Origin of the sequence: Streptomyces sp. NPDC051452, assembly GCF_044454765.1 — a bacterium.
In the GTDB taxonomy this organism is placed as follows: domain Bacteria; phylum Actinomycetota; class Actinomycetes; order Streptomycetales; family Streptomycetaceae; genus Streptomyces.
The window spans coordinates 257507-271858 of sequence record NZ_JBITEB010000004.1; the positions used below are offsets into that span (position 1 = coordinate 257507).

Annotated in this window: 15 protein-coding genes; 9 read left to right on the top strand and 6 right to left on the bottom strand. The window is 73.8% G+C overall.

All coding sequences use genetic code 11. The features are described 5' to 3' along the window. Positions 1-123: 123 nt before the first annotated feature. On the top strand, positions 124-1878 hold the full coding sequence (locus tag ACIBA9_RS13395; RefSeq protein WP_399362503.1) for a beta-galactosidase family protein: 1755 nt from the start codon (positions 124-126) through the stop codon (positions 1876-1878). 79 nt (positions 1879-1957) lie between these two features. After that, positions 1958-2929, top strand: a complete 972-nt coding sequence (locus ACIBA9_RS13400; protein WP_399362505.1) for a hypothetical protein — start codon at positions 1958-1960, stop codon at positions 2927-2929. Between the two features lie 25 nt (positions 2930-2954). Here ACIBA9_RS13400 and ACIBA9_RS13405 read toward each other — a convergent pair whose 3' ends face one another. Together ACIBA9_RS13405 and ACIBA9_RS13410 are read right to left on the bottom strand one after the other, a co-directional pair. Then, positions 2955-3860, bottom strand: a complete 906-nt coding sequence (locus ACIBA9_RS13405) for an SDR family oxidoreductase (RefSeq protein ID WP_399362507.1) — start codon at positions 3858-3860, stop codon at positions 2955-2957. A gap of 1 nt (position 3861) precedes the next feature. Then, the gene (locus tag ACIBA9_RS13410) at positions 3862-4671 is read right to left on the bottom strand and encodes an SDR family oxidoreductase (protein WP_399362509.1); all 810 of its coding nucleotides are present in this window, start codon (positions 4669-4671) and stop codon (positions 3862-3864) included. A gap of 100 nt (positions 4672-4771) precedes the next feature. On the opposite strand from ACIBA9_RS13410, the gene ACIBA9_RS13415 reads away from it, so the two are divergent. From ACIBA9_RS13415 to ACIBA9_RS13435, 5 genes are read left to right on the top strand one after another with little or no spacing between them, the layout of a single operon-like run. Next, the gene (locus ACIBA9_RS13415; protein WP_399362511.1) at positions 4772-5515 is read left to right on the top strand and encodes an enoyl-CoA hydratase family protein; all 744 of its coding nucleotides are present in this window, start codon (positions 4772-4774) and stop codon (positions 5513-5515) included. Then, positions 5515-6363 (top strand): CoA transferase subunit A, encoded by an 849-nt coding sequence (locus ACIBA9_RS13420; RefSeq protein ID WP_399362513.1) that lies wholly within the window; start codon positions 5515-5517, stop codon positions 6361-6363. The genes ACIBA9_RS13415 and ACIBA9_RS13420 overlap by 1 nt, the downstream gene beginning before the upstream one ends. Then, positions 6360-7100 carry a CoA-transferase subunit beta gene (locus ACIBA9_RS13425; RefSeq protein ID WP_399362515.1) on the top strand — a complete coding sequence of 247 codons (741 nt, stop codon included), beginning with the start codon at positions 6360-6362 and terminating at the stop codon, positions 7098-7100. Before ACIBA9_RS13420 ends, ACIBA9_RS13425 begins: the two co-directional genes overlap by 4 nt. Beyond that, positions 7100-8164 carry an NAD(P)H-dependent flavin oxidoreductase gene (locus ACIBA9_RS13430; protein ID WP_399362517.1) on the top strand — a complete coding sequence of 355 codons (1065 nt, stop codon included), beginning with the start codon at positions 7100-7102 and terminating at the stop codon, positions 8162-8164. Before ACIBA9_RS13425 ends, ACIBA9_RS13430 begins: the two co-directional genes overlap by 1 nt. Further along, entirely contained in the window at positions 8161-8802 is a 642-nt protein-coding gene (locus tag ACIBA9_RS13435; RefSeq protein WP_399362518.1) for an SIMPL domain-containing protein, read from the top strand. The genes ACIBA9_RS13430 and ACIBA9_RS13435 overlap by 4 nt, the downstream gene beginning before the upstream one ends. A gap of 28 nt (positions 8803-8830) precedes the next feature. On the opposite strand, the gene ACIBA9_RS13440 is transcribed toward ACIBA9_RS13435, so the two are convergent. From ACIBA9_RS13440 to ACIBA9_RS13450, 3 genes are read right to left on the bottom strand one after another with little or no spacing between them, the layout of a single operon-like run. Next, a complete protein-coding gene (locus tag ACIBA9_RS13440) occupies positions 8831-9988 on the bottom strand; it encodes an acetyl-CoA C-acetyltransferase (RefSeq protein WP_399362520.1) in 1158 nt (385 codons plus the stop codon). Between the two features lie 25 nt (positions 9989-10013). Further along, positions 10014-10625 carry a TetR/AcrR family transcriptional regulator gene (locus ACIBA9_RS13445; protein WP_399362522.1) on the bottom strand — a complete coding sequence of 204 codons (612 nt, stop codon included), beginning with the start codon at positions 10623-10625 and terminating at the stop codon, positions 10014-10016. Between the two features lie 26 nt (positions 10626-10651). Then, the gene (locus ACIBA9_RS13450) at positions 10652-11437 is read right to left on the bottom strand and encodes an SDR family oxidoreductase (protein ID WP_399362524.1); all 786 of its coding nucleotides are present in this window, start codon (positions 11435-11437) and stop codon (positions 10652-10654) included. Between the two features lie 52 nt (positions 11438-11489). Here ACIBA9_RS13450 and ACIBA9_RS13455 point away from each other — a divergent pair, with 52 nt between their 5' ends. Both ACIBA9_RS13455 and ACIBA9_RS13460 read left to right on the top strand, forming a co-directional pair. Continuing rightward, positions 11490-12629, top strand: coding sequence for an acyl-CoA dehydrogenase family protein (locus ACIBA9_RS13455; RefSeq protein ID WP_399362526.1), 1140 nt, complete (start codon positions 11490-11492; stop codon positions 12627-12629). Further along, positions 12629-13585, top strand: a complete 957-nt coding sequence (locus ACIBA9_RS13460; protein WP_399362528.1) for an acyl-CoA dehydrogenase family protein — start codon at positions 12629-12631, stop codon at positions 13583-13585. The genes ACIBA9_RS13455 and ACIBA9_RS13460 overlap by 1 nt, the downstream gene beginning before the upstream one ends. Here ACIBA9_RS13460 and ACIBA9_RS13465 read toward each other — a convergent pair. Continuing rightward, positions 13582-14304 carry a VWA domain-containing protein gene (locus ACIBA9_RS13465; RefSeq protein ID WP_362153793.1) on the bottom strand — a complete coding sequence of 241 codons (723 nt, stop codon included), beginning with the start codon at positions 14302-14304 and terminating at the stop codon, positions 13582-13584. The two genes, ACIBA9_RS13460 and ACIBA9_RS13465, sit on opposite strands and share 4 nt — an antisense overlap. Between the last annotated feature and the right edge of the window lie 48 nt (positions 14305-14352).

Here is a 14352-nt window from a genome sequence, read left to right on the forward strand (position 1 = left end):
CGCGGGAGGCCGCCAGAGGTGAGGCTGGGGTGTGTGCGGAAGGCCGTGCGGGGGGCGGATGTGAGCGAGGGCGCGCGCGTGGGCGAGTGCGAGGACAGGGCGGCCGTGGACGGGAGCGGGCGCGTGAGCGGGTTCCGGGTGGGGGATGCGGACTTTCTGCTGGACGGGCGGCCGGTGCGGCTGCTGTCCGGGGCGCTGCACTACTTCCGGGTGCACGAGGCGCAGTGGCGGCACCGGCTGGCGCTGCTGCGGGCGATGGGCCTGAACTGCGTGGACACCTACGTCCCCTGGAACCTGCACGAGCCGGGTCCGGGACGTCACCGGGACGTGGAGGCGGTCGGCCGGTTCCTGGACGCGGTGCGCGAGGCGGGTCTGTGGGCGATCGTGCGGCCCGGTCCCTACATCTGCGCCGAGTGGGAGAACGGCGGGCTGCCGTCCTGGGTGACGGGCGAGCCGGGCACGCGCGCGCGTACCCGTGACGAACGGTATCTGCGGCATGTGCGGCGCTGGTTCCGGCGCCTGCTGCGCGAGGTCGTGCCCCGGCAGATCGACCGGGGCGGCCCGGTCCTCATGGCGCAGGTGGAGAACGAGTACGGCAGCTACGGCAGCGACACCGGCTATCTGGCGGAGCTGGCGGACCTGCTGCGGGCCGAGGGGGTCACGGTGCCGCTGTTCACCTCGGACGGTCCCGAGGACCACATGCTGACCGGCGGCTCGCTGCCCGGGGTGCTCGCCACGGTGAACTTCGGCTCCCACGCGCGCGTGGCCTTCGAGACACTGCGTCGCCACCGCCCCGAGGGCCCGCTGATGTGCATGGAGTTCTGGTGCGGCTGGTTCGACCACTGGGCCGGCGAGCACGTCGTACGGGACCCTGGGGAGGCGGCCGAGGCGCTGCGGGAGATCCTGGAGTGCGGGGCTTCGGTGAATCTCTACATGGCGCACGGAGGCACGAGTTTCGCCGGTTGGGCGGGCGCCAATCGGGGCGGTGAGCTGCACGAGGGTCCGCTGGAGCCGGACGTGACGTCCTACGACTACGACGCGCCGGTGGACGAGCACGGACGCCCGACGGAGAAGTTCTGGCGCTTCCGCGAGGTGCTGGCGCCCTATCACCCCGGTCCGCTGCCCGAGCCGCCGCCGCCCCCCGCCCGGCTGGGCGCACCGGCCGACGCCGCGCTCACCGGCTGGGCACCTCTGGCCACCGTGCTGGACGCGCTGGGCGGCACGGAGACGGTGAGCCCGATGCCGCCCTCCTTCGAGGAGTTGGGGGTCACCCGGGGTCTCGTGCGCTACGTGGTGGACGTCCCGGGGCCGCGGCAGCCGCACCCGCTGGCGGTGCGCGGGCTGCGGGACCTCGCGACGGTGTACGTGGACGGCGAGCGGGCCGGCGTGCTCACCGAGGCGGAGCCGCGGCTGGGGAAGCCGGTCGCCGGCCCCGCGCGCGTGGAGCTGTGGGCGGAGTCCCTGGGGCGGGTCAACTACGGTCCCCGCTTCGGCGAGGCGAAGGGCGTCACCGGCGGCATCCTGCACGAACGGCAGTATCTGCACGGCGTACGCGCGCAAGGCCTGGATCTGGACGCCTTCGACGACGGTGTGGGACCGGTGCCCTTCGGCGCACCGCCCGGGGACGGCGGCCCGGGACTGTACCGGGGCACGCTCACCGTCCACGCGGCCGGGGACGCCCGACTCGCGCTGCCCGGCTGGACGCGCGGCTTCGCCTGGATCAACGGCTTCAACCTGGGCCGCTACTGGTCGGCCGGCCCGCAGAGCCGCCTCTGCGTCCCGGGGCCGGTGCTGCGGGAGGGTGAGAACGAGCTGTGGCTGCTGGAGCTGCAGGGCAGCGGCACCGACCGGCCGGCGCCCCGTCTGCTGCCCGTGTGAACGGCCTCCCGCGCGCCTACGCCGGCCGCCTCCGCCGCCTACAGTGGAGAGGAGTTCCGGCGTCTTTGGGGGTGCGGACGTGGCGAACGGCGGACCGGTCGAGCACGGCTTCCCGCATCTGGAGACGGTACGTGCGGCCATCACCGCGCTCTACAAGCGCCTGCCCTACGACACCGTCCAGACGTTCTCGGCCAGCGTGGCCCCCGCCGGCGTGGCGTTCTGCGACACCGACGATCTGTATCTGGGCGCGCAGCGCGTGGCCCGCGAGATCGTGGGGCATTTCCGGCTGCCGGACGCGCGACTGATCGTGGGCTTCCGGGAGATGACGCACGCGGCGAACGTCGAACTGACCTCGGGCCCCGAGTACTTCGTCGAGCTGAACGACCGTTTCCGCACCCACCGCAGGGACATCGGCGCGGCACTCGCCCACGAGGTGGCCCACGTCTATCTGCACCGCATCGACCTCGCCTTTCCCACCACGGCCGAGAACGAGATCCTCACGGACACGGTGACGGCCTACCTGGGCGCGGGCTGGCTGCTGCTGGACGCCTTCCGGGAGGACGGGGTCTCCTCCCAGAAGCTCGGCTATCTCACCCCGGAGGAGTTCGGCTACGTGCTGGCCAAACGGGCGCTGCTGTTCCACGAGGACCCTTCCGCGTGGTTCACCAGCCCGCAGGCCTACACCGCCTACGCCAAGGGCATGGCCCGGGCCCGCCGGGACGAGCAGCAGCCGCCGTTGACCGCGGCCGGCTGGGCGGGGCGGCGCCGTTACGCCCACGACCGGCGGAAGGCCACCGAGGGCCGGGACACCTCCGCCCCCCGGAGCCCCTCGGGCCGACGGCAGACCTCCGGCCCTCGGGATGCCTCCGTCCCCCGGAACGGCACCGTCGGCCCGCCCGCGCCCCCCTACTCCTTCGCCCCCGACTCCGCCGGCCACCTCCGCGTCTCCTTCCCCTGCCCCACCTGCCGGCAGCGGATCAGGGTGCCGGTGCGGGGGCGGGTCCGCGTGCGGTGCGGGCTGTGCCGGACGGTGCTGGAGTGCGACACCTGACCCGCGGCCGAGGGCGGGACAGTCCTCAGGCGCCGTAGACCGCGCCGGGCGGCTCGGCGACCGTCAGCAGGCGGCGTGCCGCCTCCCCCGCCTCGGCCGGCGCCCAGCGCGCGCCCTTGTCGGTGGTGGGGCCCGCCCGCCAGCCCTCCATGACGGTGATCCGGCCGCCCTCCACCTCGAACACCCGGCCGGTGACGCCCGCGCTGGCGGCCGAGCCGAGCCAGACCACGAGCGGGGAGACGTTCTCGGGCGCCATGGCGTCGAAGCCGGTGGCCGGCGCCGCCATGGTGTCGGCGAAGGTGCGTTCCGTCATGCGCGTGCGGGCGGCGGGGGCGACGGCGTTGACCTGGACGCCGTAGCGGGCCAGTTCGGCCGCCGCGACCAGGGTGAGGCCGACGATCCCGGCCTTGGCCGCGCTGTAGTTGCCCTGTCCGACCGAGCCGAGCAGACCCGCCCCGCTGCTGGTGTGGACGATCCGGGCCAGCGGCGGCCGCCCCGCCTTGGCCTCGGCCCGCCAGTGCGCGGCGGCGTGCTTCAGGGGCAGGAAGTGGCCGGTGAGATGGACGCGGAGCACGGCGTCCCAGTCGCTCTCGTCGAGGTTGACCAGCATGCGGTCGCGCAGGAAGCCGGCGTTGCTGACCAGGGTGTCGAGCCGGCCGTACGTCCGCAGGGCGGTATGGATCAGGGACGCGGCGCCGTCACCGGTGGCGATGTCGCCGCCGTGCGCGACGGCCGTGCCGCCCGCGGCCCGGATCTCGGCCACGACGGCGTCCGCCGGGCTCTTGGCGTCGGGTGCCCCGTCCGGTGAGACGCCGAGATCGTTGACGACGACGCTCGCCCCCTCGGCCGCGAAGGCGAGGGCGTGGGCGCGGCCGAGTCCGCGGCCGGCTCCGGTGACGACGACGACCCGGCCGTCGCAGATACCGTTCATCTCAGCACTCCTCGGGGGCGGTCGGGGTTGCCGGCACCGACCGGCCGGCGGTCGCGGCGGCCAGGAAGGCGGGCCGTTCCCCGCCTCCGTGCACCTGCAGGCTCGCGCCGCTGATGTAGGCGGCCGCGTCGGAGGCGAGGAAGACGGCGGCTGCGCCGATGTCGGCGGGGGCGGCGAGGCGGCCGAGCGGGACCGTCTCGCAGACGGCGGCGATGCCGTCGGGGCCGCCGTAGTGCAGATGGGCCAGTTCGGTGCGGACCATGCCGACCACCAGCGTGTTGACGCGGATCTCAGGTGCCCACTCCACGGCCATGGACGCGGCCAGGCTCGCGAGCCCCGCCTTGGCCGCGCCGTAGGCGGCCGAACCGGGCGAGGGGCGGCTTCCGCTGACGCTGCCGACCATCACGATCGAGCCGCGGGCGCGCCTGAGGTGCTCGTAGGCGGCGAGGGACGCGGTCAGCGGGGTGGTCAGGTTGAGCTCGACGACCCTCGCGTGCCGTTCGGCGTCGGCGTCGGCCAGCAGGCGGTACGGCGTGCCGCCTGCGTTGTTGACGAGTATGTCGAGGCCGGGCAGCGCGGCGAAGAAGGCGCGGACGGCGGACGGGTCGCGCAGGTCGAGCGAGGTGAACTCGACGCCGTGTAGGGGTTGTTCCGGGGGGCGGCGGGCGCAGACCAGCACCCGTGCCCCGGCCTCGGCGAAGGCGCGGGCGATTCCGGCGCCCACGCCCCGGGTGCCGCCGGTGACGACCGCGGTGCGGCCGCGCAGCGGTTTTTCCACAGGGTGCGTCCGGTGCGGCGTCGAGTTGTCCACAGGCTCTCCCGCTCGTCTTCGCCGGCTGCTAGCTTCGAAGCCTCACACCTAACAAATGTTTGGTGGAATGGCGTTGAGTGCGAAGGTAGCTGATGCGTCCATGGGTGTCTCCACCTCGTCCCCGGAAAAGGGGATTTCGCTCGTCACGGTCGACTTCCCACCGGTGAACGCGCTGCCGGTGGCCGGATGGTTCGCGCTGGCCGACGCCGTGCGCGCGGCGGGCCGCGACCCGGCGGCGCGGTGCGTGGTGCTGGCCGCCGAGGGCCGTGGGTTCAACGCGGGCGTCGACGTCAAGGAGATACGGACCGACGGGCGCCAGGCGCTGATCGGTGCCAACCACGGCTGCGCCGAGGCGTTCGCGGCGGTCTACGAGTGCGCGGTCCCCGTCGTCGCGGCGGTCCAGGGGTTCTGTCTGGGGGGCGGGATAGGCCTGGTGGGCAACGCGGACGCGATCGTGGCGAGCGAGGACGCGACCTTCGGGCTGCCCGAGCTGGACCGGGGCGCGCTGGGCGCCGCCACCCATCTGGCGCGGCTGGTGCCGCAGCACCTGATGCGCGCCCTGTACTACACCGGTCGCACGGCGAGCGCCGCCGACCTGCACCGGCACGGCTCGGTGTGGCGGGTCGTGCCGCGTGCGGACCTGCGGGTGGCGGCGCTGGAGCTGGCCGGGGAGATCGCCGCCAAGGACGGCGGGCTGCTGCGCATGGCCAAGGCCGCCATCAACGGCATCGATCCGGTCGACGTGCGCCGCAGCTACCGCTTCGAGCAGGGCTTCACGTTCGAGGCGAACCTCAGCGGGCTGGCGGACCGGATGCGCGAGACGTTCGGGAAGGAGGACGCGTAGTGGGCGACAAGACGATGACCGCCGACGAGGTGGTGGCACGCCTGGAGAGCGGTATGACGCTCGGCATCGGCGGCTGGGGCTCGCGGCGCAAGCCGATGGCCCTCGTCCGGGCGCTGCTGCGTTCCGGGATAGGGGATCTGACGGTGATCTCCTACGGCGGCCCGGACGTCGGCATGCTGGCCGCGGCCGGCCGGATCCGCACGCTGGTGACGGCCTTCGTCACGCTCGACTCGATCCCTCTGGAGCCGCACTACCGGGCGGCGCGGGAGGACGGCGGCCTCGCGCTGCGGGAGATCGACGAGGGCATGTTCCTGTGGGGCCTGCGGGCGGCGGCCCAGCGGCTGCCCTTCCTGCCGGTGCGGGCGGGGGTCGGCTCCGACGTCATGCGGGTCTGTCCGGAGCTGCGCACGGTGACGTCGCCCTACGAGGACGGGGAGACGTTCGTGGCCATGCCGGCCCTGCGGATGGACGCGGCCCTGGTGCACGTCAACCGTGCCGACCGGCTGGGCAACGGCCAGTACCTGGGCCCGGACCCGTACTTCGACGACCTGTTCTGCGAGGCGGCGGACACGGCCTACGTGTCCTGCGAGCGGATCGTGGACACGGCCGAGCTGGCGAAGGCGGGGCCGCGGTCGCTGCTGCTCAAGCGGCTCGCGGTGACGGGCGTGGTGGAGGCTCCGAACGGCGCGCACTTCACGTCCTGCGCGCCGGACCACGGCAGGGACGAGGAGTTTCAGCGGTACTACGCGTCCACCGCGTGGCCCCGGTTCGCCGAGCGGTTCCTCGGCGGGGACGAGAGCGCCTACCAGGCGGCGGTGCGGGACTGGCGGAAGGGGCAGGGCCGATGAGCGTCACCCGGGCCGAGTACTGCGTCATCGCCTGCGCCGAGGCCTGGCGGGGCGCCGGTGAGGTCCTGGCGAGCCCGATGGGCCTGATCCCCTCGCTGGGCGCGCGGCTGGCGCGGCTCACCTTCGCGCCGGACCTGCTGCTGACCGACGGCGAGGCTCTGCTGGTCCGACCGGACGGCACGCCCGAGGGCTGGCTGCCCTACCGGCAGCATCTGGAGCTGGTGGCGGGCGGCCGGCGGCACGTGATGATGGGCGCGAGCCAGATCGACCGGTACGGCAACCAGAACATCTCCGTCGTCGGTGACTGGGCACGGCCGCGCCGGCAACTGCTCGGGGTGCGCGGGGCGTCCCTGAACACGCTGAACAATCCCACCAGTTACTGGGTTCCACGGCACTCGCGGCGGGTGTTCGTGGAGCGGGTGGACATGGTCTGCGGGGTGGGGTACGACCGGGCGTCCGCGCTCGGTGCCGTGTCCCGCTTCCACCGCCTCGTCCGGGTCGTGACCGACCTCTGCGTGTTCGACTTCGGCACACCGGACCACTCGATGCGGCTGGCGTCCCTGCACCCGGGCGTGAGCGTGGAACAGGTGCGGGAGGCGACGGGGTTCGCGCCGGCCGTGCCGGACGAGGTGCCCCGCACACGGGAGCCGGGGCCGGTGGAGCTGCGGCTGATCCGCGAGGTGCTGGATCCGGCCGGGGCGCGCGAGCGCGAGGTACCCGAGGGGGCGAGGGGCTGATGGAGACCGCGCTCACCCGGCTGGTCGGGGTCCGGCATCCGATCGTGCAGACCGGGATGGGCTGGGTGGCCGGCCCCCGCCTGGTCTCGGCGGCGGCGAACGCGGGCGCCCTCGGCATCCTGGCCTCCGCGACGATGACGCCGGACCAGTTGCGCGACGCAGTCCGGGAGGTCCGCTCCCGTACGGACGCGCCGTTCGGGGTGAACCTCCGGGCCGACGCCGGTGACGCGGGCGACCGGGTGCGGATCATGCTGGACGAGGGCGTGCGCGTGGCCTCCTTCGCCCTGGCCCCCTCGCGCGAGCTGATCGGCGTGCTCAAGGAGGCGGGGGTGGTGGTCGTCCCGTCCGTCGGGGCGCGGCGGCACGCCGAGAAGGTGGCGGCGTGGGGCGCGGACGCGGTGATCGTGCAGGGCGGGGAGGGCGGCGGGCACACCGGCGAGGTGGCGACGAGCGTGCTGCTGCCCCAGGTGGTGGACGCGGTGCGGATACCGGTCGTGGCGGCGGGCGGCTTCTTCGACGGGCGGGGGCTGGTGGCGGCGCTGGCCTACGGGGCGGCGGGGGTGGCGATGGGCACGCGGTTCCTGCTCACCTCCGACTCGACGGTGCCGGACGCGGTGAAGGCCAGATATCTGGCGGCGACGGTCCGGGACGTCACGGTGACCCGGGGGGTGGACGGCCTGCCGCACCGGATGCTGCGCACGGAGCTGGTGGACGCCCTGGAGCGGTCGGGCCGGATAGGGCGCTTCACCCGCGCGATCCGGGAAGCGGCGGGCTTCCGTCGGCTGTCGGGACTGACCTGGCGGCAGTTGGCCAGGGACGGACTCGCGCTCAGGCACGGCAAGGAGCTGTCGTTCAGTCAGCTGCTGCTGGCCGCGAACACCCCGATGCTCCTCCGGTCGGCGATGGTGGACGGGCGCACGGATCTCGGGGTGATGGCGGCCGGACAGGTCGCCGGGGTGATCGACGACCTGCCGTCGTGCGCGGAGCTGGTGGAGCGGGTGATGACCCAGGCCGGGCGGATCATCGGTGCGCTGCCGACGGGGGGTGCTTCAATGCGCGCATGACGGAGACGATCGAACAGCCTTGGGGACTCAGCGTGTTCGGGGCGGGCAGTGTGCGGGTCGAGCCGCAGCTGGTGCGGGTGCGGCTGACGGTGGACGTGTTGAGGTCCACCCCGGACCAGGCGTTCCAGGAGGCGGGCGCGGCCGTGTCCCGGTTGCGGGAGACCCTGCGCCGGCACGGGATACCGGACGCGTCGGTGTCCGGTTCACGGCTGCAGCTGGCCTCGGAGTACGACGGTTACGGGGCCGACCGGAAGTTCCTCGGCTATCGCTGCCAGGCCTCGTACGCGGTGGAGAGCGAGGCGCTCGACGGGCTTCAGCAGCTCATCGTGGACGCGGTCGACGCGGGCGTCCACCAGGTCGAGCGGGTGGAGTTCGACGTGCACGACAAGCCCGCGCTGCGGGACGAGGCGCGCCGCCGGGCGGTGGCGGCCGCCCGGCGCAAGGCCGAGGTCTACACGCGGGCGGCTGGGGTCGGGCTGGGTGCGGTGGTGCACATCAAGGACGTGGACTCCGAGTCGCACGAGTTCCGCCAGTACCGCGGCCACGGCGGGGGCGGCGGCGCGTCGGCGGGCGATCTGGCTCCCGGGATGGTCGAGGTGTCCGCCGGGGTGGTGCTGGGGTTCGCGCTCACCGAGTGAAGTCGCCCCTGCGGTCAGGGCCGTGCCGTCACAGCCGTTCGATGATGGTCACGTTGGCCTGGCCTCCGCCCTCGCACATGGTCTGGAGTCCGTAGCGGCCGCCGGTGCGCTCCAGTTCGTGAAGGAGGGTCGTCATCAGGCGGACGCCGGTCGCGCCGAGCGGGTGACCGAGGGCGATCGCGCCGCCGTTGACGTTGACCCTGGCGGGGTCGGCGCCGGTCTCCTTCAGCCAGGCGAGGACGACCGGCGCGAAGGCCTCGTTGATCTCCACCAGGTCGATGGCGTCGATGGGCAGACCGGTCCTGGCGAGGGCGTGGGCGGTGGCCGGGATGGGGGCGGAGAGCATGCGGATGGGGTCCTCGCCGCGTACGGAGAGATGGTGGACGCGGGCGCGGGGGCGGAGTCCGTGGTCCCGTACCGCCCGCTCGGAGGCGAGGAGGAGGGCGGCGGCCCCGTCGGAGACCTGGGAGGAGCAGGCGGCTGTGATGGTGCCGCCGTCGAGGACGGGCTTCAGCCTGGCCATCTTCTCCAGGGAGGTGTCCCGGCGGGGGCCCTCGTCGACGGCGACCTCGCCGTAGGGGACGGTCTCGCGCTCGAAGCGGCCCGTGTCGATCGCCCGGAGCGCCCGCCGGTGCGAGCGCAGGGCGAACTCCTCCTGCTCCTCCCGGTCGATGTTCCAGCGGGTGGCGATCATCTCGGCGCCGGCGAACTGGTTGACGGGCTGGTCCCCGTAGCGGGCGCGCCAGCCGGTGCTGCCGAGGAAGGGGCCGTCGGTCAGGCCGAGGGGGGCGGCGGCCTGCCGGGAGGCGAAGGCGATGGGGATCTGCGTCATGTTCTGCACCCCGCCGGCGACCACCAGGTCCTGGGTGCCGGAGAGCACGGCCTGCGCGGCGAAGTGCACGGCCTGCTGGGAGGAACCGCACTGCCGGTCGACGGTGACGCCCGGTACCTCCTCGGGCAGTCCGGCGGCCAGCCAGCTGGTGCGGGCGATGTCCCCTGCCTGCGGGCCCACGGTGTCCAGACAGCCGAAGACGACGTCCTCCACGGCGGCCGGGTCGATCCCGGTGCGCTCCATCAGCGCGGTCAGCACGTGCGCGCCCAGGTCGGCCGGATGGGCCGAGCCGAGCCCTCCCCCGCGCCGCCCGACGGGCGTACGGACCGCTTCGACTATGTAGGCCTCGGCCATGGCAACTCCCTGGGCTGCGACGGGCTCATGCGCGTACGGCGATCCCGTCCAGCACCATCGACAGGTACTGGCGGGCGATCTCCTCGGGGCTGTGCTGTCCGCCGGGCCGGTACCAGGACGCGGCGACCCAGACGGTGTCGCGGACGAACCGGTAGGTGAGCCGCACGTCCAGGTCGGCGCGGAACGCCCGGTCGGCCACGCCGCGTTCGAGGGTGGACAGCCAGGCCTTCTCGAACCGGCGCTGGGACTCGGCGAGGAACGCGAACCGGTCCTGGTCGACGAGGTGTCTGCTCTCCTTCTGGTAGATCGCGACGGCGGCGCGGTGCCGGTCGATCTCCCGGAAGGACTCGGTGACCAGGGCCTCCAGCGTCGCGCGGGGCCCGAGTCCGGAGGCGAGGACGGTGTCGTAGCCGTCCCACAGCTCGTCGAGGAAGGTGCGCAGGATCTCCTCGAGCATCGACTCCTTGGAGTCGAAGTGGTAGTAGAGGCTGCCCGCGAGCATGCCGGCGTGGTCGGCGATCCTGCGGACGGTGGTGGCGTTGTAGCCGTGCTCGGCGAAGACCTCGGCGGCGGTGCTGAGGAGTTCGCCGCGCCGGGCCGCTGCCGCGGTCACCTGGGACTTCTTCTTGGTCGACACGTACCCATTGTGGTCCGCCCCGGCCCTCAGGGGTGCCTGCTGCTGACCGCGACGACCTCGCCGGTCATGTAGGAGGAGTAGCCGGAGGCCAGGAACACGATGACGTTGGCCACCTCCCAGGGCTCGGCGTACCGCCCGAAGGCCTCCCGGGCGGTGAGTTCCTCGAGCACGTCGGCGGAGGTGACCTTCACCAGGTGCGGGTGCATGGCGAGGCTGGGGGCGACCGCGTTGACCCGCACGCCGTACGCGGCGGCCTCGATCGCGGCGCACCGGGTCAGCGCCATCACCCCGGCCTTGGCGGCGGCGTAGTGCGCCTGACCGGCCTGGGCGCGCCAGCCGACGACCGAGGCGTTGTTGACGATCACCCCGCCGCCGCTCTTGCGCATGGCGCGCAGGGCCGCGCGCGTGCAGCGGAAGGTGCCGTTCAGGGTGACGTCCAGGACGCGGGTCCACTGCTCGTCGGTCATGTCGACGAGGGATGCGGTGCCGCCCAGGCCGGCGTTGTTGACGACGACGTCCAGTTTTCCGTGCGCGGCCACGGCCGCGTCGAACAGCGCGCGGACCTGCGTCTCGTCGGTGACATCGCAGGGCAGGGCGGTCACCGCTCCCGGGAACTCGCGTGCCAGGGCGGCCTCGTACTCCCCGAGCCGGCGTGTGTGGGTGTCGCTGACGAGGACGCGGGCGCCCTCCTCCAGGAGGCGGCGCGCGGTCGCTCCGCCGATTCCGGCACCGGCCGCCGCGGTGACGACGGCGGTGCGTCCTCGCAGCAGTCCGTGCCCGGGTACGTAGGCCGGGCTCTCGACGCCTGTCATGGGGCCACGCTAACCTACCAAACACTTGTTAGGGAAGGATGGTGACGCGACGGTGGACCTGACCCACTCCGAGGCCGACGAGGAGTTCCGCGCCGAGGCCCGGGCCTGGCTGGCGGCACATGTGCCGCGCGCGCCGCTGCCGTCCCTGGAGACGGCGGAGGGCTTCGCGGCCCACCGCGCGTGGGAGGCCGAACTGGCCGCGGACCGTTGGTCGGTGGTCTCCTGGCCCCGGGAGTACGGCGGCCGGGGCGCGGGGCTGCTGCGCTGGCTGATCTTCGAGGAGGAGTACTGGGCGGCGGGCGCGCCGGGCCGGGTCGGCCAGAACGGCATCGGTCTGCTGGCGCCGACGCTCCTGGACCACGGCACGCGCGAGCAGTGTGCGCGGGTGCTGCCGCCGATGGCCTCCGGGGAGGTGGTCTGGGCGCAGGCCTGGTCGGAGCCGGGCGCGGGCTCTGACCTGGCCTCGCTCACCTCCCGGGCCGTCCGGACGGAAGGTGGCTGGCTGCTGAGCGGACTGAAGACGTGGTCCTCGCGCGCCGCGTTCGCCGACCGGGCCTTCGGGCTGTTCCGCAGCGACCCCGAGGCGGCCAGACCCCATCTGGGGCTCATCTATCTGATGTTCGACCTGCGGGCGCCCGGTGTCACCGTCCGCCCGATCGGCCGCCTCGACGGGAAGCCGGCGTTCGCCGAACTGTTCCTTGACGAGGTGTTCGTGCCGGACGAGGACGTGATCGGCGAGCCCGGTCAGGGCTGGCGGACGGCGATGTCCACGGCGGCTGACGAGCGCGGGCTCACCCTGCGCTCCCCGGGCCGTTTCCTCGCCTCGGCGGACCGGCTGCTCCACCTCTGGCGGAAGGCGGGCTGCCCCGAGCACGCGCGGGCCCGGGTGGCCGACGCCCTGATCGGCGCCCGCGCCTACCAGCTGTTCACCTACGCGGCCGCCGCCCGCGTCCTGGAGGGCGCCCGGCTCGGCCCGGAGTCCAGCATGAACAAGGTGTTCTGGTCCGAGCTGGACCTCGCGTTGCACGAGACGGCGCTCGATCTGCTCGGCGAGCAGGGCGAATCGGCGGACTCCGCCTGGTCCGAGGGGTACGTCTTCGCGCTCGCCGGCCCCATCTACGCGGGCACGAACGAGATCCAGCGCGACATCATCGCCGAGCGGCTGCTCGGCCTGCCGAAAGGGCGCCGCTGATGCGCTTCCTCCTCGACACCGAGCAGCAGGCCTTCGCCCGGTCGCTGCACGCGATGCTGGGGGCGGCCGACACCGCGACCGTGGCCCGTCGGTGGAGCCGGGGCGAGCACGCGAGCGGGCGCGCGCTGTGGGCACGGATCGGGCGGGCGGGGGTGTTCGCGCTGGCGGTGCCGGAGGAGTTCGGCGGGGTGGGGCCGCACCCCGTGGAACTCGCGGTGGCCTTCGTCGAGCTGGGGCGGTACGCGGTGCCGGGGCCGCTGGTGGAGACGGTGATGGCGGCCGTGCTGCTCGGTGGTTCCGAGACGGCGGCGCGCTTCCTGCCGGAACTCGCGGCCGGCACCGCCGTCGCGACGGTGGCGGCACCCGACGGATACGCCCTGGACGCCGACGCGTCCTGCCCGCGCCTGCTGCCGGCACCCGACGGCCTGCGCCTGTCGGCGGGGGCCCCGGGTCCCGCGCGCCGTTCTCTCGACCCGGCCCGCCGGGCGGCCCCGCTCGCCCCGGCCGGTGAACTGCTCACCCCCGACCCGCCGTACGAGCGCGCTCTCCTCTGGGCCCGGCTGGCCACCGCGGCCCAGGCCCTCGGCGTGGGGCTCGCCCTGCTGGACCGGACCGTCGTCCATGTCGGGCGGCGCGTCCAGTTCGGGGTCCCCGTCGGCTCCTTCCAGGCGGTCAAGCACCGGCTGGCCGACGCCAGAACGGCCCTGGACTTCGCCCGCCCCCTGCTCTTCGGCGCGGCGCTGTCGATGCGCCCGGCGGACGTGGCCGCCGCCAAGCTCAAGGCCTGCGAGGCGGCGTACGCCACCGCCCGTACGGCGCTGCAACTGCACGGTGCGATCGGCTACACGGCGGAGTACGACCTGTCCCTGTGGCTGACCAAGGCGCGCGCGCTGCGCACGGCGTGGGGCACGCCCGAGGAGTGCCGGGACGCGGTCCTGCCCCGGGGCGCCGGCTAGCCGGGCCGTACCACGCCCGCCGCGCGCGCGGCCGTCAGCCAGGCGGGGAACTCCCCGACGAGACGGTCGTACAGTTCGGCGTCGGGGACGCGCCGCGGGTCCTCGCCGGCGTGGAAGAAGCCGGCGTTGTCCACGATCCGTTTCCCGGGCACCGCCAGTTCGTCCAGCCGGCGCAGGAAGTCGAACTGGCGGCTGCCCGGGTCGCCGAAGCCGACGAACTGCCAGAACAGCGGAAGCCGTGCGGCCTTGCACAGATAGCGTTCGGCGGCCGGCCTGCTGACCGGACCGCCGTCGGTCTGGAAGACGACCAGCGCCGGGGCGGTGGCACCGCTGTCGAGGTAGTGGTCGATCACGGCGTCCATCGCCAGGTGGTAGCTGGTGCGGCCCATGTGCCCGAGCCCGGCGGCGATCCGGCCGACACGGCCCTGGTGATCGTCGAGGGCGATGTCGGTGACCGCGTCGACGTCCGTGGAGAAGAACACCACCGGGACCCGGCCGTCGTCGTCCAGGTGCGCCGAGAGGCCGAGCACCCGGTCGGCGAGGGCCTGCACGCTGCCGTCGTCGTAGTACGGCTTCATCGAGCCGGAGTAGTCGATCACCAGGTAGACGGCGGCCCGCAGCCCGTCCAGGCCGTGTTTGCGCAAGGACACCCCGGCCGAGCGGTAGGCGCCGACGAGCGCGGGCGCGGTCTTCTCCACCTCGCGCGGGCTGATCGCCACGGTCCCCCCTCAGCTGTCCGGGGCCGAGCCTACGCGATCACGCGTGCG